Here is a 16125-nt window from a genome sequence, read left to right as displayed (position 1 = left end):
CCGTCCTCTGTGCCAAAGGCCGCAAGCCGGAGTACAACAACTTATGGTTCATAAAGCCTTTACCCACCGAACAACCGCGTGGCTCCTGGCGACATTGATGATTTTTTTTGGAGAGACAGCCATGGCGAGCAGCCTGAAATTAGCAGATCCCTCGGAACTGGCCGGTAAATGGCAGGCGACCCTGAGCGCCAAAAACGACTCGCCCGAGCCCCAGGCGTTGCAAGACAAACCCTCCAACGTGTGCGTCATCGACTTTCAGCAAACCCAGACATTGGGTGAGGGCGCCAGCTGCCTCAGTGCCTGGCTGGACGGCAAAACCGCGATCGGCTGGTTTCCGGAACCGGACGGCATTGCGATCACCGGCAACGAAGGTTCGAAGATTCTGTTTCTCAGCCGTCAGCGTGATGGCACCTACAAAGCCACATTGAAATCCGCTCTGGTCATAACACTTGTGCGCCAGACGCAGTAATGAACAAGCGGCGGCGAAAAGAGTGACGGTCATTATCGTTATAAGCACCAAACCAGATTAAAAGTTGTTATTGGTTTGTAAGCGCTAGTGCGCCAAACCTATATCCGCCTCTGCGCGGGCAGTTAATGGAAACTTCGTCAGGCATGACGAGGAATAAGACCTCAGGAAGAACCCATGAAGATGGCAAAGAGCCCGGCCACCGCACCGTTATTCAAGGCACTGGGCGACTATAAAAGCATCCTGATCAGCGTCGGTTGTTTCACCGCGTTAATTAACGTTTTGATGCTGGTTCCGTCGATTTACATGCTCCAGGTCTACGACCGCGTGTTGTCTTCGCAAAACGAAACTACCTTGGCCATGCTGTCGCTGATGGTGGTCGGATTTTTCGCCTTCATCGGTGTGCTGGAGATCGTGCGCAGCTTCATCGTCATCCGCATCGGCAGCCAGCTGGAGCGCCGTTTCAACCTGCGGGTCTATCAGGCCGCGTTCGAACGCAACCTGCTCAAGGGCGAGGGCAACGCCGGCCAATCCCTCGGCGACCTGACCCACATTCGCCAATTCGTCACCGGTCCCGCGCTGTTCGCCTTCTTCGATGCGCCGTGGTTTCCGGTCTACCTCTTTGTGATCTACCTGTTCAACGTCTGGCTCGGTGTGTTCGCCACCGTGGGTGCGATGGTGCTGATTGGCCTTGCCTGCCTCAACGAGGCAATGACCAAAAAACCCTTGGGCGAAGCCGCCGGGTTTTCCCAGAAGTCCAGCCAACTGGCCACCAGTCATTTGCACAACGCCGAAACCATTCAGGCGATGGGCATGCTCGGGGTCTTGCGCAAGCGCTGGTTCCAGGTGCATTCGCGTTTTCTCGGCCTGCAGAATCAGGCCAGCGACACCGGCGCCATCATCAGCTCCCTGAGCAAAACCTTGCGCCTGTGCCTGCAATCGCTGGTCCTGGGCCTGGGCGCGTTGCTGGTGATCAAAGGCGACATGACGGCCGGGATGATGATCGCCGGCTCGATTCTGATGGGCCGTGTCTTGAGCCCCATCGATCAACTGATCGCCGTGTGGAAACAGTGGAGCGGCGCCAAGCTCGCTTACCGTCGTCTTGATTCGTTGCTGCAAGCCTTTCCACCCAGTGACGAAGCCATGGCGCTCCCGGCGCCGAAAGGCCAGATCACCTTCGAACAAGTCAGCGCCGGTCCTCCGGGACAACGGGCGGCGACCCTGCACATGGTCAATTTCAGCCTGGGTGCCGGCGAAGTGTTGGGCGTACTCGGCGCCTCCGGCTCCGGCAAATCGACGCTGGCCCGGGTGCTGGTCGGCGTCTGGCCGACCCTCGGCGGCACTGTGCGGCTTGATGGCGCAGACATTCATCGCTGGAACCGCGACGACCTCGGCCCGTACATCGGTTACCTGCCCCAGGACATCGAATTGTTCAGCGGCAGCATCGCCGAAAACATCGCCCGGTTTCGTGAGGCCGATCCGCAGAAAGTCGTCGAAGCCGCGCAACAGGCGGGCGTTCATGAACTGATCCTGCGCATGCCGCAGGGCTACGACACGGTGCTGGGCGAAGACGGCAGCGGTTTGTCCGGCGGCCAGAAACAACGGGTGGCGTTGGCCCGCGCGCTGTACGGCCAGCCAAGCCTGGTGGTGCTGGATGAGCCCAACTCCAACCTCGACACCGTGGGCGAAGCGGCACTGGCCGGCGCCATCGCGCAGATGAAAGCCCAGGGCACCAGCGTGATTCTGGTGACCCATCGTTCCTCGGCGTTGGCCCAGGCCGACAAATTGCTGGTGCTCAACGAAGGTCGTTTGCAGGCCTTCGGCCCTAGCCAGGAAGTGCTCAAGGCACTCTCCGGCGCCCAGGAACAGCAACGTGAAAAAACAGCGCAAGCACCGGGCGGGCTCAGCATGAGTCGCCAGTATCAGCCCACGACAAGGAATTCGGGTGTATGAGCAGCGCTCGCATGAACACTGAAAACGAAGCGACGATGGAACACGATTACATCGCCGAACGCCCCGAGCGTGATGCGCGTTTCTTCGCCCGCATGGGCTGGATCCTGGCGATTGTCGGCGCTGGCAGTTTCTTCACTTGGGCCAGTCTTGCGCCGCTCGACCAAGGCATTCCGGTGCAAGGCACGGTCGTGGTCTCAGGCAAGCGCAAAGCCGTGCAATCGATGAGCAACGGCGTGGTCAGCCGGATCCTGGTGCGCGAGGGCCAAGTGGTGAAGCAGGGCCAGCCGCTGTTCCAGCTCGACCAGACCCAGGTCGCCGCCGACGTGCAATCGCTGCAGGCGCAATACCGCATGGCCTGGGCCAGCCTGGCTCGTTGGCAGAGTGAACGGGACAACCTCAAACAGGTGAATTTCCCCGCCGAGCTGAGCAACGACCCCGAACCACGCCTGGCCCTGGTACTTGAAGGCCAGCGGCAATTGTTCAGCAGCCGCCGCGAAGCGTTTTCCCGCGAGCAGGCAGCCTTGCGCGCCAGCATCGAAGGCGCCAGTGCGCAACTGGCCGGCATGCGCCGCGCGCGTACGGACCTCACGGCTCAGGCCAGCTCCTTGCAACAACAACTGAGTAATCTTCAGCCGCTGGCGGACAACGGCTACATCCCGCGCAACCGCTTGATGGAATACCAGCGGCAACTGTCGCAGGTGCAGCAACAATTGGCGGAAAACAGCGGTGAAAGCGGCCGGGTCGAGCAGGGCATCCTCGAGTCGCGCCTGAAGCTGCAGCAGCACATCGAGGAATACCAGAAAGAAGTCCGCACGCAACTGGCCGACGCGCAGCTCAAAAGCGTGACCCTGGAAGAGCAACTGACCTCCGCCGGGTTCGATCTGCAACACAGCGAAATCATCGCCACCGCCGACGGCATTGCGGTCAACCTTGGGGTTCACACCGAAGGCGCAGTGGTCCGTCAGGGCGAAACCTTGCTGGAGATCGTGCCTCAAGGCACTCGCCTGGAAGTGGAAGGGCACCTGCCGATCAACCTGATCGACAAGGTCGGCACCCACTTGCCGGTGGACATCCTGTTCACTGCGTTCAACCAGAGCCGTACACCACGAGTACCCGGCGAAGTCAGCCTGATCTCAGCCGACCAGATGGTCGACGAGAAGACCGGCGCGCCGTACTACGTGCTGCGCAGCAGCGTCAGCGACCAGGCCATGGAAAAACTCAACGGCCTGGTGATCAAGCCCGGCATGCCGGCGGAAATGTTCGTGCGCACCGGTGAGCGTTCACTCCTCAACTATCTGTTCAAACCGCTGCTCGACCGGGCAGGCTCCGCGTTGACCGAGGAATAAGGATGTTCGGCTGTATGAATAAGCTTTCAATGCTCGCAGCCACCCTGGCGTTGCTGACGTGCAACAGTGTGATGGCCGCCATGGGGCCGTTCGAGATCTATGAGCAAGCGTTGCGCAATGACCCGGTGTTCCTTGGCGCCATGAAGGAACGCGATGCCGGTCTTGAAAACCGCATCATTGGCCGTGCCGGGTTGTTGCCGAAGGTTGGTTACAACTACAACAAGGGCCGCAATACCTCCAAGGTCACCCAGATCAATGAAGGTCGGCCGGACTTCACCGAGGACCGCAACTACAGCAGCTACGGTTCGAACCTGACCCTGCAACAGCCGTTGCTCGATTACGAAGCCTACGCGGCGTATCGCAAAGGCGTGGCGCAATCGTTGTTTGCCGACGAAGCCTTCCGCGGCAAGAGCCAGGAGTTGCTGGTTCGTGTGCTGGAAAGCTACACCCAGGCCCTGTTCGCCCAGGATCAGATCGACATCGCGCTGGCGAAGAAAAAAGCCTTTGAACAGCAGTTCCAGCAGAACGAACAAATGTTCCGCCAAGGCGAGGGCACGCGCACCGATATTCTTGAGGCCGAGTCCCGTTACGAACTGGCGACCGCCGAGGAAATCGAGGCGCGCAACGAGCAGGATGCGTCCTTGCGCGAACTGGGCGCGCTGATTGGCGTGCCCGCCGTCGACATCACGGACCTGGCGCCGCTGGACCAGAACTTCCAGACCTTCAGCCTGCAGCCGGCCAATTACGACACCTGGCACGAGATGGCCGTGGCTAATAACCCGAACCTGGCTTCCCAGCGCCAAGCGGTGGATGTCGCGCGGTATGAAGTCGAACGCAACCGCGCCGGGCACTTCCCGAAAGTCAGTGCCTACGCCTCTGTGCGCCAGAACGAATCGGAAAGCGGCAACACCTACAACCAGCGTTACGACACCAACACCATCGGCATTGAAGTCAGCGTGCCGCTGTATGCCGGCGGCGGGGTGTCGGCGTCGACCCGTCAGGCCAGCCGCACCATGGAGCAGGCCGAATACGAACTGGACGGCAAGACCCGGGAAACCCTGATCGAGCTGCGGCGGCAATTCAGCGCCTGCCTGTCCGGGGTGAACAAGTTGCGGGCCTATCAGAAAGCCCTGAAGTCGGCCGAAGCGCTGGTGGTCTCGACCAAGCAAAGCATCCTGGGCGGTGAGCGGGTGAACCTGGATGCGTTGAATGCCGAACAACAACTATTTACCACCCGCCGGGATTTGGCCCAGGCAAGGTACGACTACCTGATGGCCTGGACCAAGCTGCATTACTACGCCGGGACCTTGAGCGAGCAGGATCTGGCCAAAGTTGACGAGGCGTTCGGCCAAGGCCCAAGAACGCAATAGGCCTCACACCTACCCCTGTAGGAGCTGTGTAGGAGCTGTCGAGTGAAACGAGGCTGCGATCTTTTGATCTTGGCTTCTAAAAACCAAAGTCAAAAGATCGCAGCCTCGTTTCACTCGACAGCTCCTACACAGCTCCCACATACAACAAAAAGAAGCGAGAAGTGAACATGGACGTACAGATCAAGCCGATGTCGGTCGGCACGCTATTGCTTTGGATTTCAGTTGTACCCGGTGTTGCCCTGGCGGGCACACCAGGTGATGCCGCCAGCTGGCGTACCGCAGAATTCCAGCGCGACTGGGGACTGGCCCGCATGCAGGCCGATCAGGCCTACGCCGTCGGCATCACCGGCAAAGGCGTGAAAATCGGTGAACTCGACTCAGGCTTCGACGCGTCCCACCCCGAATTCTCCCCCGACCGTTACCACGCAGTGACCGCCAGCGGCAGTTACGTCGACGGCTCATTGTTCAATGTCGACGGCACCCTCAACGCCAACAACGACTCCCACGGCACCCACGTCGCTGGCACCATCGGTGCGTCCCGCGATGGCACCGGCATGCACGGCGTGGCGTACAACGCGCAGGTCTACGTCGGCAACACCAACAAGAACGACAGTTTTCTGTTCGGCCCCAGCCCGGATCCGCGTTACTTCAAAGCGGTCTATAACGCCTTGGCCGACGCTGGCGTGCGGGCGATCAATAACAGCTGGGGCAGTCAGCCACCGGACGTCAGCTATCGGACCCTCGACGATCTGCACGCCGCTTACGCGCAATACTGGAACAAAGGCACCTGGATTGATGCGGCGGCTGACGTTTCCCGTCGCGGTGTCATCAACGTGTTCAGTGCCGGCAACAGCGGTTACCCGAATGCCAGCGTGCGGTCGGCCTTGCCGTATTTCCAGCCGGACCTGGAAGGCCACTGGCTGGCGGTGTCCGGGCTGGATCAAAGTAATCAGCAGAAGTACAACCAGTGCGGCATCGCCAAGTATTGGTGCATCACCACCCCCGGCGCGAAGATCGACAGCACCATTCCCGACGCTGGTTATGCGATCAAGTCCGGCACGTCCATGTCCGCACCGCATGCCACCGGAGCCCTGGCGTTGGTGATGGAACGCTATCCGTACATGACCAACCAGCAGGCGCTGGAAACGCTTCTGACCACCGCCACCCAACTCGACGGTTCGATCACCCAGGCGCCGAACACCCGCGTTGGCTGGGGCGTGGCCAACCTCGAACGGGCGATGCGTGGACCGGGGCAATTGCTCGGACGCTTCGACGCCAATCTGGGGGCAGGGCAGAGCGATGTCTGGAGCAACGACATCTCGGACAACGCGCTGATCCAGCTGCAGAGCGAAGACGCGGCCGAACGCAGCGCCTGGCAGCAGATATTGAGCACCAGAGGTTGGCAGAACGGTGTGCCTGCCGGTGCGAGCCAGCAAGATCAGACGGATTACGCCGTCGGCATGGCTCGTGATTCAGCCGGCGCCAACCGGGTCTACGAAGGCAGCCTGATCAAGTCCGGCGCCGGACGCTTGATGCTGACCGGCGACAATAGTTATCGCGGGCCGACCACGGTCAATGGCGGTTTGCTCTCGGTCAACGGTTCGCTGGCATCCAGTGTGACCGTCAATGACAGCGGCACCCTGGGCGGGTCGGGACGAATCGGCGCCCTGACCGCCAACCGCGGCGCCACCGTCGCGCCGGGCAATTCCATTGGCACCTTGCAGGTCGCTGGCGACGTGACGTTTGCTCCCGGCTCGACCTACGCGGTGGAGCTGTCGCCAACCGCCAGCGACCGCATCGTCGCGGGCGGCACGGCCACCGTCAGTGGCGCGACGGTCAGCCTGTCACTGGAAAACAGCCCGACCTTGCTCAGCACTCAACAAGTGCAAAGCCTGCTCGGTCATGAATACAACATCCTGCAAGCGGCCGGCGGCATTCAAGGTCAGTTCGGCGCGGTGCTGCCCAACTATCTGTTCATTGGCGGCAGCCTCGATTACGCCGCCACCGGCATTCAACTGAGTGTGGAGCGCAACGATACGACGTTCGCCAGCGTCGGCCAGACGCCGAACCAGCGTGCCGTCGCGTCCGCCGTGGAAGGGCTTGGAGCGGGTAATCCGGTTTACGAAAGCCTGTTGCTGTCGCCCACCGCGACGTCCGCACAGCAGGCGTTCCAGCAGTTGTCGGGGGAAATCTACCCCGCGTTGGGTTCGGTGCTGATCAATGACAGCCGCTACCTGCGTGATGCGGTCGGTGAGCGACTGGTTGATGCCAAAGGTGCGCAAAGCAATGGCTGGATCAAGGCATTGGGCGCCTGGGGCAAGACCGATGACCGCCATGACACCGCCGGTTACACCACCTCGATTGGCGGCTTGCTCGCCGGTGTTGATGGCGCGATCGACGAGCAAACCCGCATCGGCTTGGTCACCGGCTACAGCGACAGTTCGGTGAGCATGGGCTCGGGCACGCATTCATCGGCCAAGGTCGACAGCTATCACTTGGGTGCCTATGCCGGCCGCGAGTTGGGTGCTTGGCGCCTGAGTGCCGGTGGTGCCTACAGCTGGCATCGCGCCGACGTCAAACGTGACCTGCAATACGGCGATGTCAGCGCCAAACAGAAAACCAAGGTCGATGCCGGCACCACCCAAGCGTTCGGTGAGGCGGCGTATCGCCTGAACCTGCAACCGCTGGCGCTCGAACCCTTTGCCAACCTGGCCTACGTGCACCTCGACACCGAGGGTTTCACCGAGAAAGGTGATGGCGCTGCATTGAAGAGCAGCGGCGATACGCGGGAGGCGGTGCTCAGCACCTTGGGCGTGCGCGCGTTGAAAACCGTGAACCTGTCTGGCCAGCAGCAGCTTGAGCTGGGAGCGAGCCTCGGCTGGCAGCACAACCTGAGCAATACCGATGCTGAAGAACATTTGGCCTTTGCCAGCGGCAGCACGGCGTTCACGGTGGAAGGTTCGCCCATGGTGCGTGATGCGGCGCTGGTGGGTGCCCATGCCAGCCTGGCCCTGAGTCGGGATGTTCGGGTGAACTTCGACTACACCGGCCAACTGGCCAGCCGCGAGAAGAGCCATGGCGTGGGGCTGAGCCTCAATTGGCAGTTCTAACGCGGTAAAGGGCTGGAACACCGCACCCCCTGTAGGAGCGTGGCTTGCCCGCGAAAGGGCCGTGACATTCAGCATTGACGTTGGCTGACACACCGCCTTCGCGGGCAAGCCTCGCTCCTACAAGTTGCGCGCCCCGGCCACAAGGATTTTCGCAACACAACTAAGGACGGTAGCTGGATGAATAAGAAGTACAACAACCTTGCCTTGCTTTGCGCACTGGCCTCAGCAGGCACCGCACAAGCCGTGCCCTACGTGGAAAACGGTCGAGCAGGCGATCCGAATAGCTGGCGCAGCGCCGAATTCAATGCTGATTGGGGCCTGGGCGCCATCAATGCTCAGGACGCCTACGCCGCCGGTTACAGCGGCAAAGGCGTAAAACTGGGGATCTTCGATCAACCGGTGTACGCCCAGCACCCGGAGTTTTCCGGTGCCAACAAAGTGGTCACCCTGGTCACCCGCGGCATCCGCGAATACACCGACCCGTACATCCCGGTCAAAGCCGGCGATGCGTTTGTGTATGACGGTTCGCCCTCGGTCGGATTCGACGGCAAGCTCGGTTCCCACGGCACTCACGTCGGCGGGATCGCCGCGGGCAGCCGTGACGGCAACCCGATGCACGGCGTGGCGTACAACGCGCAAATCATCAGCGCCGACAACGGTGACCCGGGCCCCGAAGACGGGATCATCCTCGGCAACGACGGCGCGGTGTACAAGGCAGGTTGGGATGCGTTGATCGCCAGCGGTGCACGGATCATCAACAACAGCTGGGGCATTGGCATCACCGATCGTTTCGATCTGGGCGGCCGCGACCCGGCCTATCCGCATTTCACCGTGCAGGACGCGCAACTGCAGTTCAATCAGATCCAGCCGATCCTCGGCACGCGTCAGGGCGGCGCCTATGACGGTGCGATCGCGGCCGCTCGCAGCGGCATCGTGACGATCTTCGCCGCCGGCAACGACTACAACCTCAATAACCCGGACGCCATTGCGGGCCTGGGCTATTTCGTCCCGGAAATCGCACCGAACTGGATGACCGTGGCGGCCTTACAGAAGAACCCGGACCTCAACAGTCCGGACCTCTACAACATCAGCACTTTCTCGTCGCGCTGCGGCTACACCGCGAGTTTCTGCGTGTCGGCGCCCGGCAGCAAGATCTTCAGCGCCGTCATCGGCGGCACCAATGCCGACAACATGACCATCGGCTACGCCAACAAAAACGGCACCTCCATGGCGGCGCCGCACGTCGCAGGTGCGGTGGCGGTGCTGATGGAACGCTTCCCGTACATGACCGGCGCCCAGGTTGCCAGCGTGCTGCGCACCACGGCGACCGACATGGGCGCACCGGGCGTCGACGCGCTGTACGGCTGGGGCATGATCAACCTGCGCAAAGGCATCGATGGCCCGGGGATGTTTGTCACCGAGCAAGACATCCCCGAAGAGTTCCGCATTCAGGGCGCCTACGGTTCCAGTCAGTTCGTCGCGGACTTGCCCGGTATCGGCGCGATTATCGATGCGGGCAAACCGACCGAACGCGTGTGCACTGACGTGCATTGCGGACTGGACGTGTGGCGCAACGACATTTCCGGCCATGGCGGCCTGACCAAGCAGGGCATCGGCACGCTGGTGCTGACCGGCGCCAACACTTACGCCGGCCCGACCCTGGTCAATCAGGGCCGACTGGCGATCAACGGCTCGCTGCTCTCGGCGGTCACGGTCAATGACAGCGGCATCCTCGGCGGTAACGGTCGTATCGGCGCATTGACCGCGAAAAGCGGCGGCACCGTGGCGCCGGGCAACTCCATCGGCACCTTGCAGGTGGCGGGCGACGTGACGTTCGAGCCTGGCTCGACCTACGCCGTGGAACTGTCGCCGACCAGCAGCGACCAGATCATCGCGGGCGGTAAAGCCGTGATCGACGGCGCAACCGTCAGCCTGTCCCTGGAAAACAGTCCGACCTTGCTGACCACCAGCGAAGTGCAATCCCTGCTCGGCACTCAATACAACATTCTGCAAGCGGCCGGCGGCATCGAAGGGCGGTTTGGCGCAGTCCTGCCGAACTACCTGTTCATCGGCGGCGCGCTCGACTACTCGGCCACTGGCATCCAGTTGGCGGTCGAGCGCAACGCCGCGTCCTTTGCCAGCGTCGGCCAAACCCCAAACCAACGCGCTGTCGCGGCAGCCGCCGAGCAACTGGGCGCGGGCAATGCGCTCTATGAAACCCTGCTGCTGTCGCCGACCGCCGCCGTCGCGCAACAAGCCTTCCAGCAACTGTCCGGCGAGATTCACCCGGCAATCGGCACGTTGTTGATCAACGACAGCCGTTACCTGCGCGATGCCGTCGGCGAACGCCTGCGTGAGCGTGATTTGTTCGATGCTGCGGCACCGACCGATGACCGCAGCAACGCCTGGGTCAAAGTCCTCGGCGCCTGGGGCAAGAGCGATGGCGGGCATGACAACGCGAGTTCCAACAGCTCCATCGGCGGCTTGCTGGCCGGTGTCGACGGTCTGATCGCTGAAGATACGCGCCTGGGTTTCGTTACCGGTTATAGCGACAGTTCGTTGAGCATGGGCGATGGCACGCATTCCTCCGCCTCCGTCGACAGCTACCACTTGGGTACCTACCTGGGCCATGAAATCGATGCGCTGCGCTTGAGCGTCGGCGGCGCTTACAGCTGGCATCGCATCGATGTGAAACGCGACCTGCAATTCGGCGACGTCAGCGGCAAACAGAAATCCAAACGCGATGCGACCACCGCGCAACTGTTCACCGAAGCCGCGTATCGCCTGGACCTGCAACCGCTGGCACTGGAACCGTTCGCCAACCTGGCTTACGTGCACCTCAACAGCGACAGCTTCACCGAGAAAGGCGATGCGGCAGCGCTCAAGGGCGGCGAAGACAACCGTGACGCCGTGCTGTCGACCCTTGGTGTGCGAGCGAGCAAAGCCATTGCCCTGTCGGACCAACAGCAACTGGAACTGTCCGGCACCCTGGGCTGGCAGCACAACCTGAGCAACACCCGTTCCGAAGACCACCTGGCCTTCGCCAACGGCAACACCGGGTTCAGCGTGCAGAGCGTGTCTCTGGATCGAAACGCCGCGGTTATTGGTGCGCGCGCCGGTCTGGCGGTGGCCAAGGATGTGCGGGTGAGCCTGGATTACAACGGACTGCTGGGCTCCAACGAGAAAGACCACGGTGTCGGTCTGACACTCGACTGGCAGTTCTGATTTAACGCAAAGGAAGCACACAACATGGGACTGTTTGATTACAAAAATGCGCACGGCAAGGCGTTGTACAGCGACGCCATCGCGCTGACGCTTTACGCGTACACGCCAACCGGGCAGCCGCTGCCGGCGACCGGTTGGGCGCCGATTGGCGCTACGCAACTGGGCTATCAAGGCAAGGTCGGCGCTCAGGGCACCTTTTATGGCGAGAAGGACGGCTTCACCAGCGCCGAAGCGGAAGTCCTCGGCAAGTACGACGCGGCGGGCAAGCTGATCGGTATCGGCATTGCTTTTCGTGGCACCGGCGGCCTGGGGTACAGCGACACCTTCGGCGACATGAAGAACAACCTGCTGGCTGCCGTCGGCCCGGTGGATTACGCGACGAACTATGCGAAAAACGCCTTCGACAACTTGCTCAAGAACGTTGCGGCATTTTCGATTGCCCATGGTTTGAGCGCCAAGGACGTGATGGTCAGCGGCCACAGTTTGGGCGGGCTGGGCGTCAACAGCCTCGCCGAACTGAGCGGCAACAACTGGGGCGGTTTCTTCAAGGACGCCAACTACATCGCGTTCGCCTCACCGACCCAGAGCGCCACCGGCAACAACGTGTTGAACATTGGTTATGAGAACGACCCGGTCTTCCGGGTCCTCGACGGCACCACGTTCAGCAGTGGTTCGCTGGGCAAGCACGACGGGCATCAGGCGTCGGCGACCAACAACATCGTCAACTTCAATGACAAGTACGCGTCCACCGCGCAGAACCTGGTGCCGTTCAGCATCCTCAATCCGCTGAACTGGTCGGCCCATGGCTCGCTGGGCTATGCCGACGGTTTGAACCGGGTGATCGACTCGCGGTTCTACGACCTCACCAATAAAGACTCGACGCTGATCGTGTCAAACCTGGCGGAATCGTCCCGTGGCAGCACCTGGGTCGAGGACCTCGGTCGCAGCGGCGAACCTCACGTTGGCAGCACGTTCATCATCGGCACCGACAGCAACGATCTGCTCAAGGGCGGTGCCGGTAATGACTTCATTGAAGGACGCGACGGCAACGACCGGTTTCGCGATGACGGCGGCTATAACCTGGTGCTGGGCGGCAAGGGCAGCAACACCTTCGAATTGCAGAAGCCGTTGCAGAACTTCAGCTTTGCCAACGATGGAGACGGCACGCTGTACGTGCGTGATGCCTACGGCGGCATCAGCATGACCCGCGACATCGGCGCGTTGGTCAGCAAAGAGTCGGGGTCATGGTGGGGGAGCAAGGAGGTGACTTACAGCGTCACCGCCAATGGCTTGCTCAATGGCAGCGAGCTGAACCACTACAACCACTCGCTCAACGGTGACGCCTACGGCAACACACTGGCGGCCAGCGTCGACGGCGACTGGTTGTTCGGCCATGCCGGCGACGACCTGCTGCGCAGCGACAAAAACCAGGTGACTTTCGTCGGTGGCGCGGGCAACGACGTGATGCAGGCATCGGGTGGCAACAACACCTTCCTGTTCAGCGGCGCCTTCGGCTTCGACGCGATCAATGGCTACCAGGGCAACGACAAGCTGGTGTTCCTCGGGGTTCAGGGCGCGGGGCAGGGTTACGACTACAAGCAACACGCTTCGCAGTCGGGCCATGACACGGTGCTGAAGGTGGGCGATTTTGCCGTGACCCTGGTGGGCGTGGGGCTCGACAACCTGTCGGCTTCAGGCATTACGTTTGCGTAAAAGCTGCATGCACTAAATGCTCCGGGGCGCCTCGGGAGCGAGGCGTCCTGGTTGTGAGCTATCTCTGACAATTCCAACAAAGAGAGAGGCAATACCAATGGGTGTGTATGACTACAAAAACTTCGGCACAGCTGATTCCAAAGCGTTATTCACCGACGCGATGGCGATCACGCTGTATTCCTATCACAACCTCGACAATGGCTTTGCCACCGGTTACCAGCACAACGGCTTCGGCCTTGGTTTGCCGGCGACCGTGGTCACGGCGCTGTTGGGCAGCACCGATTCCCAGGGTGTAATCCCGGGTATTCCATGGAATCCCGACTCGGAAAAAGCCGCACTGGAGGCCGTGCAAAAAGCTGGCTGGACGCCCATCACCGCCTCGCAATTGGGCTATGACGGCAAGGTCGACGCGCGCGGAACGTTCTTCGGCGAGAAGGCCGGATACACCAGCGCGCAGGTCGAGATCCTCGGCAAGTACGACGCTCAGGGCCATCTGACTGAAATCGGCATCGCCTTTCGCGGCACCAGCGGCCCGCGGGAAACCTTGATTGGCGACTCCATCGGCGACGTCATCAACGATCTGTTGGCGGCGTTCGGTCCCAAGGATTATGCGAAAAACTATGTGGGCGAAGCCTTCGGCAATCTGCTCGGCGACGTCATGGCCTTTGCCCAGGCCAATGGCCTGTCAGGCAAGAATGTGCTGGTCAGCGGCCACAGCCTCGGCGGGCTGGCGGTCAACAGCCTGGCGGACTTGAGTACGGACAAGTGGTCCGGGTTCTACAAGGATTCCAACTACATCGCCTACGCGTCCCCGACCCAGAGCAGCACCGACAAAGTGCTCAACGTCGGCTATGAAAATGACCCGGTGTTTCGAGCCCTCGACGGTTCGTCCTTCAACGTGTCGTCGGTGGGCGTGCACGATGCCGCCAAGGCCTCGGCGACCGATAACATTGTCAGTTTCAACGACCACTACGCCTCGACAGCGTGGAATGTGCTGCCGTTCTCCATCCTCAACATCCCGACCTGGATCTCGCACCTGCCGACCGCGTATGGCGACGGTATGAATCGGGTGATCGAATCGAAGTTCTACGACCTCACCAGCAAGGACTCGACGATCGTCGTCGCCAATCTCTCGGATCCCGCGCGCGCCAATACCTGGGTTCAGGACCTGAATCGCAACGCTGAAACCCATAAAGGCAGCACGTTCATCATCGGCAGCGACGGCAACGACCTGATTCAGGGTGGCAAGGGCAATGACTACCTGGAGGGGCGTGACGGTAACGACACCTTCCGCGACGGTGGTGGCTACAACGTCGTGTTGGGCGGCAAGGGCAGCAACGTACTGGACTTGCAGCAGTCGGTGAAAAGTTTCGATTTCGCCAATGACGGCGCCGGTAATCTCTATGTTCGTGATGCCAATGGCGGCATCAGCATCACCCGGGACATCGGCAGCATTGTCAGCAAGGAACCGGGGTTCCTGTGGGGGCTGTTCAAGGATGACGTGACGCACAGCGTGACCGCCAATGGCCTTGCCGTCGGCAACAACCTGACCGCATACGAATCATCGGTGAAGGGCGGCGCGGGGGCCGATACGCTCAAGGCGCATGCAACGGGCGACTGGTTGTTCGGTCTGGATGGCAACGATCATTTGCTCGGCGGCCAGGGCAATGATGTGTTTGTCGGCGGGACGGGGAATGACCTGATGGAGTCAGGGGGCGGGATTGATACGTTCCTGTTCAGCGGGGCGTTCGGTCAGGACCGGGTGCTGGGGTATCAGGCGAACGACAAACTGGTATTCCTCGGGGTTCAGGGGGTAGCGCCAAATGATGACTATTGGGCGCATGCCACGGCGGTGGGGCAGGATACGGTGCTGACGTTTGGTGGGGATTCGGTGACGTTGGTGGGGGTTGGGCTGGAGAGCTTGTCTGGCTCAGGGATTGTGATTGCCTGATGTTGATGTGGCGCCGGTAAGGGCCTCTTCGCGGGCAAGCCTCGCTCCTGCAGGGGTTGTGCGATTCCTTGTAGGAGCGAGGCTTGCCCGCGAAGAACGATAACGCGGTAAACCTGCCTGAATTCGTGACCCGACAGTCACCCAAGGACTCCAATACCTTGCAACAACAGGATTGAATACGGGATCAGGAGATTAAGAAACGTGAGTAACAGCAAGAGGCACATCATCGGTTTGGCGCTGGCCCTGTTATCGGGGAGTGCCGCTGCGGAGTTGCCTCACAGCTCGATCTTGAGCCGCTATGGCATGACGCCAGATCAATTGCCGACACCGGCATCGCCGGAAACCGTCGAACCCCTTGAAGAGAAAAGCCGTTTCCAGCTTCAGCCGGAAGAGCCTTTTGTGACCTTTCGCTCGGGGGAAAAGCAACCGGAGATCACCGGCAACATCAGCATCGATCGCGCGATGCAGCAGGATTACGAGCGTTGCCAGAAGACTAATGAAGAACTGAGGAGGCGGGGAGGGAAGTTCATCTCTTGCGATAACAGCACGCCGTGGATGCCGTAGATTTTTGGCGCCTGTGAGGGCCTCATCGCGGGCAAGCCTCGCTCCTACAGGGTTGTGCTATTCCCTGTAGGAGCGAGGCTTGCCCGCGATGAACGATGACTCGGTCCTCAGTCTTCCTCGCGAACCGTGGCCACTTCGTCGGCGTTGACCTTCACTTTCGCGCCAGAAATATCCTCAAACTCGTAAAACCCATCCTTGGTCTTGGTTTTCGGCATGTCCTTGGTCAAATACTGGGTGCCGTTCTGCAACGTCACGACCGTTGGCGTGGAGCAACCGGCCAGGGCCAGGAAGGCCACCGCTGCCAAGGGCAAACCCAGAGTCTTGATATTCATACCCACCTCTCAAATGCTTGAAAAAAGCCGCTATGCCGGTTGGTGCCGCAGATCGGCAGAAAGTTCGATGGTCACCTGAAAATAGCCAAATAGCG

At 61.0% G+C, this 16125-nt stretch carries 10 protein-coding genes; 9 read left to right on the top strand and 1 reads right to left on the bottom strand.

Going from position 1 to position 16125, the window contains the following annotated elements; all coding sequences use genetic code 11:
• The first annotated feature begins 43 nt into the window (after positions 1-43).
• The 9 genes from ACA049_RS15455 (at position 44) to ACA049_RS15415 (ending at position 15698) form a co-directional block, all read left to right on the top strand.
• Positions 44-469: an AprI/Inh family metalloprotease inhibitor gene (locus ACA049_RS15455; RefSeq protein WP_497328182.1), complete on the top strand. Its 426-nt coding sequence runs from the start codon at positions 44-46 to the stop codon at positions 467-469.
• Between the two features lie 174 nt (positions 470-643).
• Positions 644-2419, top strand: a complete 1776-nt coding sequence (locus ACA049_RS15450) for a type I secretion system permease/ATPase (RefSeq protein WP_497328180.1) — start codon at positions 644-646, stop codon at positions 2417-2419.
• Positions 2416-3765 (top strand): HlyD family type I secretion periplasmic adaptor subunit, encoded by a 1350-nt coding sequence (locus tag ACA049_RS15445; protein ID WP_497328178.1) that lies wholly within the window; start codon positions 2416-2418, stop codon positions 3763-3765. Before ACA049_RS15450 ends, ACA049_RS15445 begins: the two co-directional genes overlap by 4 nt.
• Before the next feature lie 2 nt (positions 3766-3767).
• Positions 3768-5135 (top strand): TolC family outer membrane protein, encoded by a 1368-nt coding sequence (locus ACA049_RS15440; RefSeq protein WP_497328176.1) that lies wholly within the window; start codon positions 3768-3770, stop codon positions 5133-5135.
• 167 nt (positions 5136-5302) lie between these two features.
• The gene (eprS, locus tag ACA049_RS15435; RefSeq protein ID WP_497328174.1) at positions 5303-8245 is read left to right on the top strand and encodes an autotransporter serine peptidase EprS; all 2943 of its coding nucleotides are present in this window, start codon (positions 5303-5305) and stop codon (positions 8243-8245) included.
• Between the two features lie 177 nt (positions 8246-8422).
• Positions 8423-11470, top strand: a complete 3048-nt coding sequence (locus ACA049_RS15430) for an autotransporter domain-containing protein (RefSeq protein ID WP_497328172.1) — start codon at positions 8423-8425, stop codon at positions 11468-11470.
• Between the two features lie 24 nt (positions 11471-11494).
• Positions 11495-13183 (top strand): polyurethane esterase, encoded by a 1689-nt coding sequence (locus ACA049_RS15425; RefSeq protein ID WP_497328170.1) that lies wholly within the window; start codon positions 11495-11497, stop codon positions 13181-13183.
• A gap of 97 nt (positions 13184-13280) precedes the next feature.
• On the top strand, positions 13281-15134 hold the full coding sequence (locus ACA049_RS15420; protein ID WP_497328168.1) for a polyurethane esterase: 1854 nt from the start codon (positions 13281-13283) through the stop codon (positions 15132-15134).
• 201 nt (positions 15135-15335) lie between these two features.
• Complete coding sequence (locus ACA049_RS15415; protein WP_497328166.1) at positions 15336-15698, top strand: hypothetical protein; 363 nt, start codon at positions 15336-15338, stop codon at positions 15696-15698.
• A gap of 107 nt (positions 15699-15805) precedes the next feature.
• Here the strand turns inward: ACA049_RS15415 and ACA049_RS15410 are convergent, their stop codons facing one another.
• On the bottom strand, positions 15806-16030 hold the full coding sequence (locus ACA049_RS15410; RefSeq protein ID WP_497328164.1) for a YgdI/YgdR family lipoprotein: 225 nt from the start codon (positions 16028-16030) through the stop codon (positions 15806-15808).
• Between the last annotated feature and the right edge of the window lie 95 nt (positions 16031-16125).

Source organism: Pseudomonas sp. LBUM1662, assembly GCF_059695915.1.
The sequence above is the reverse complement of the archived record's forward strand: the minus strand, read 5'-3'. Positions and strand labels throughout refer to the sequence as shown.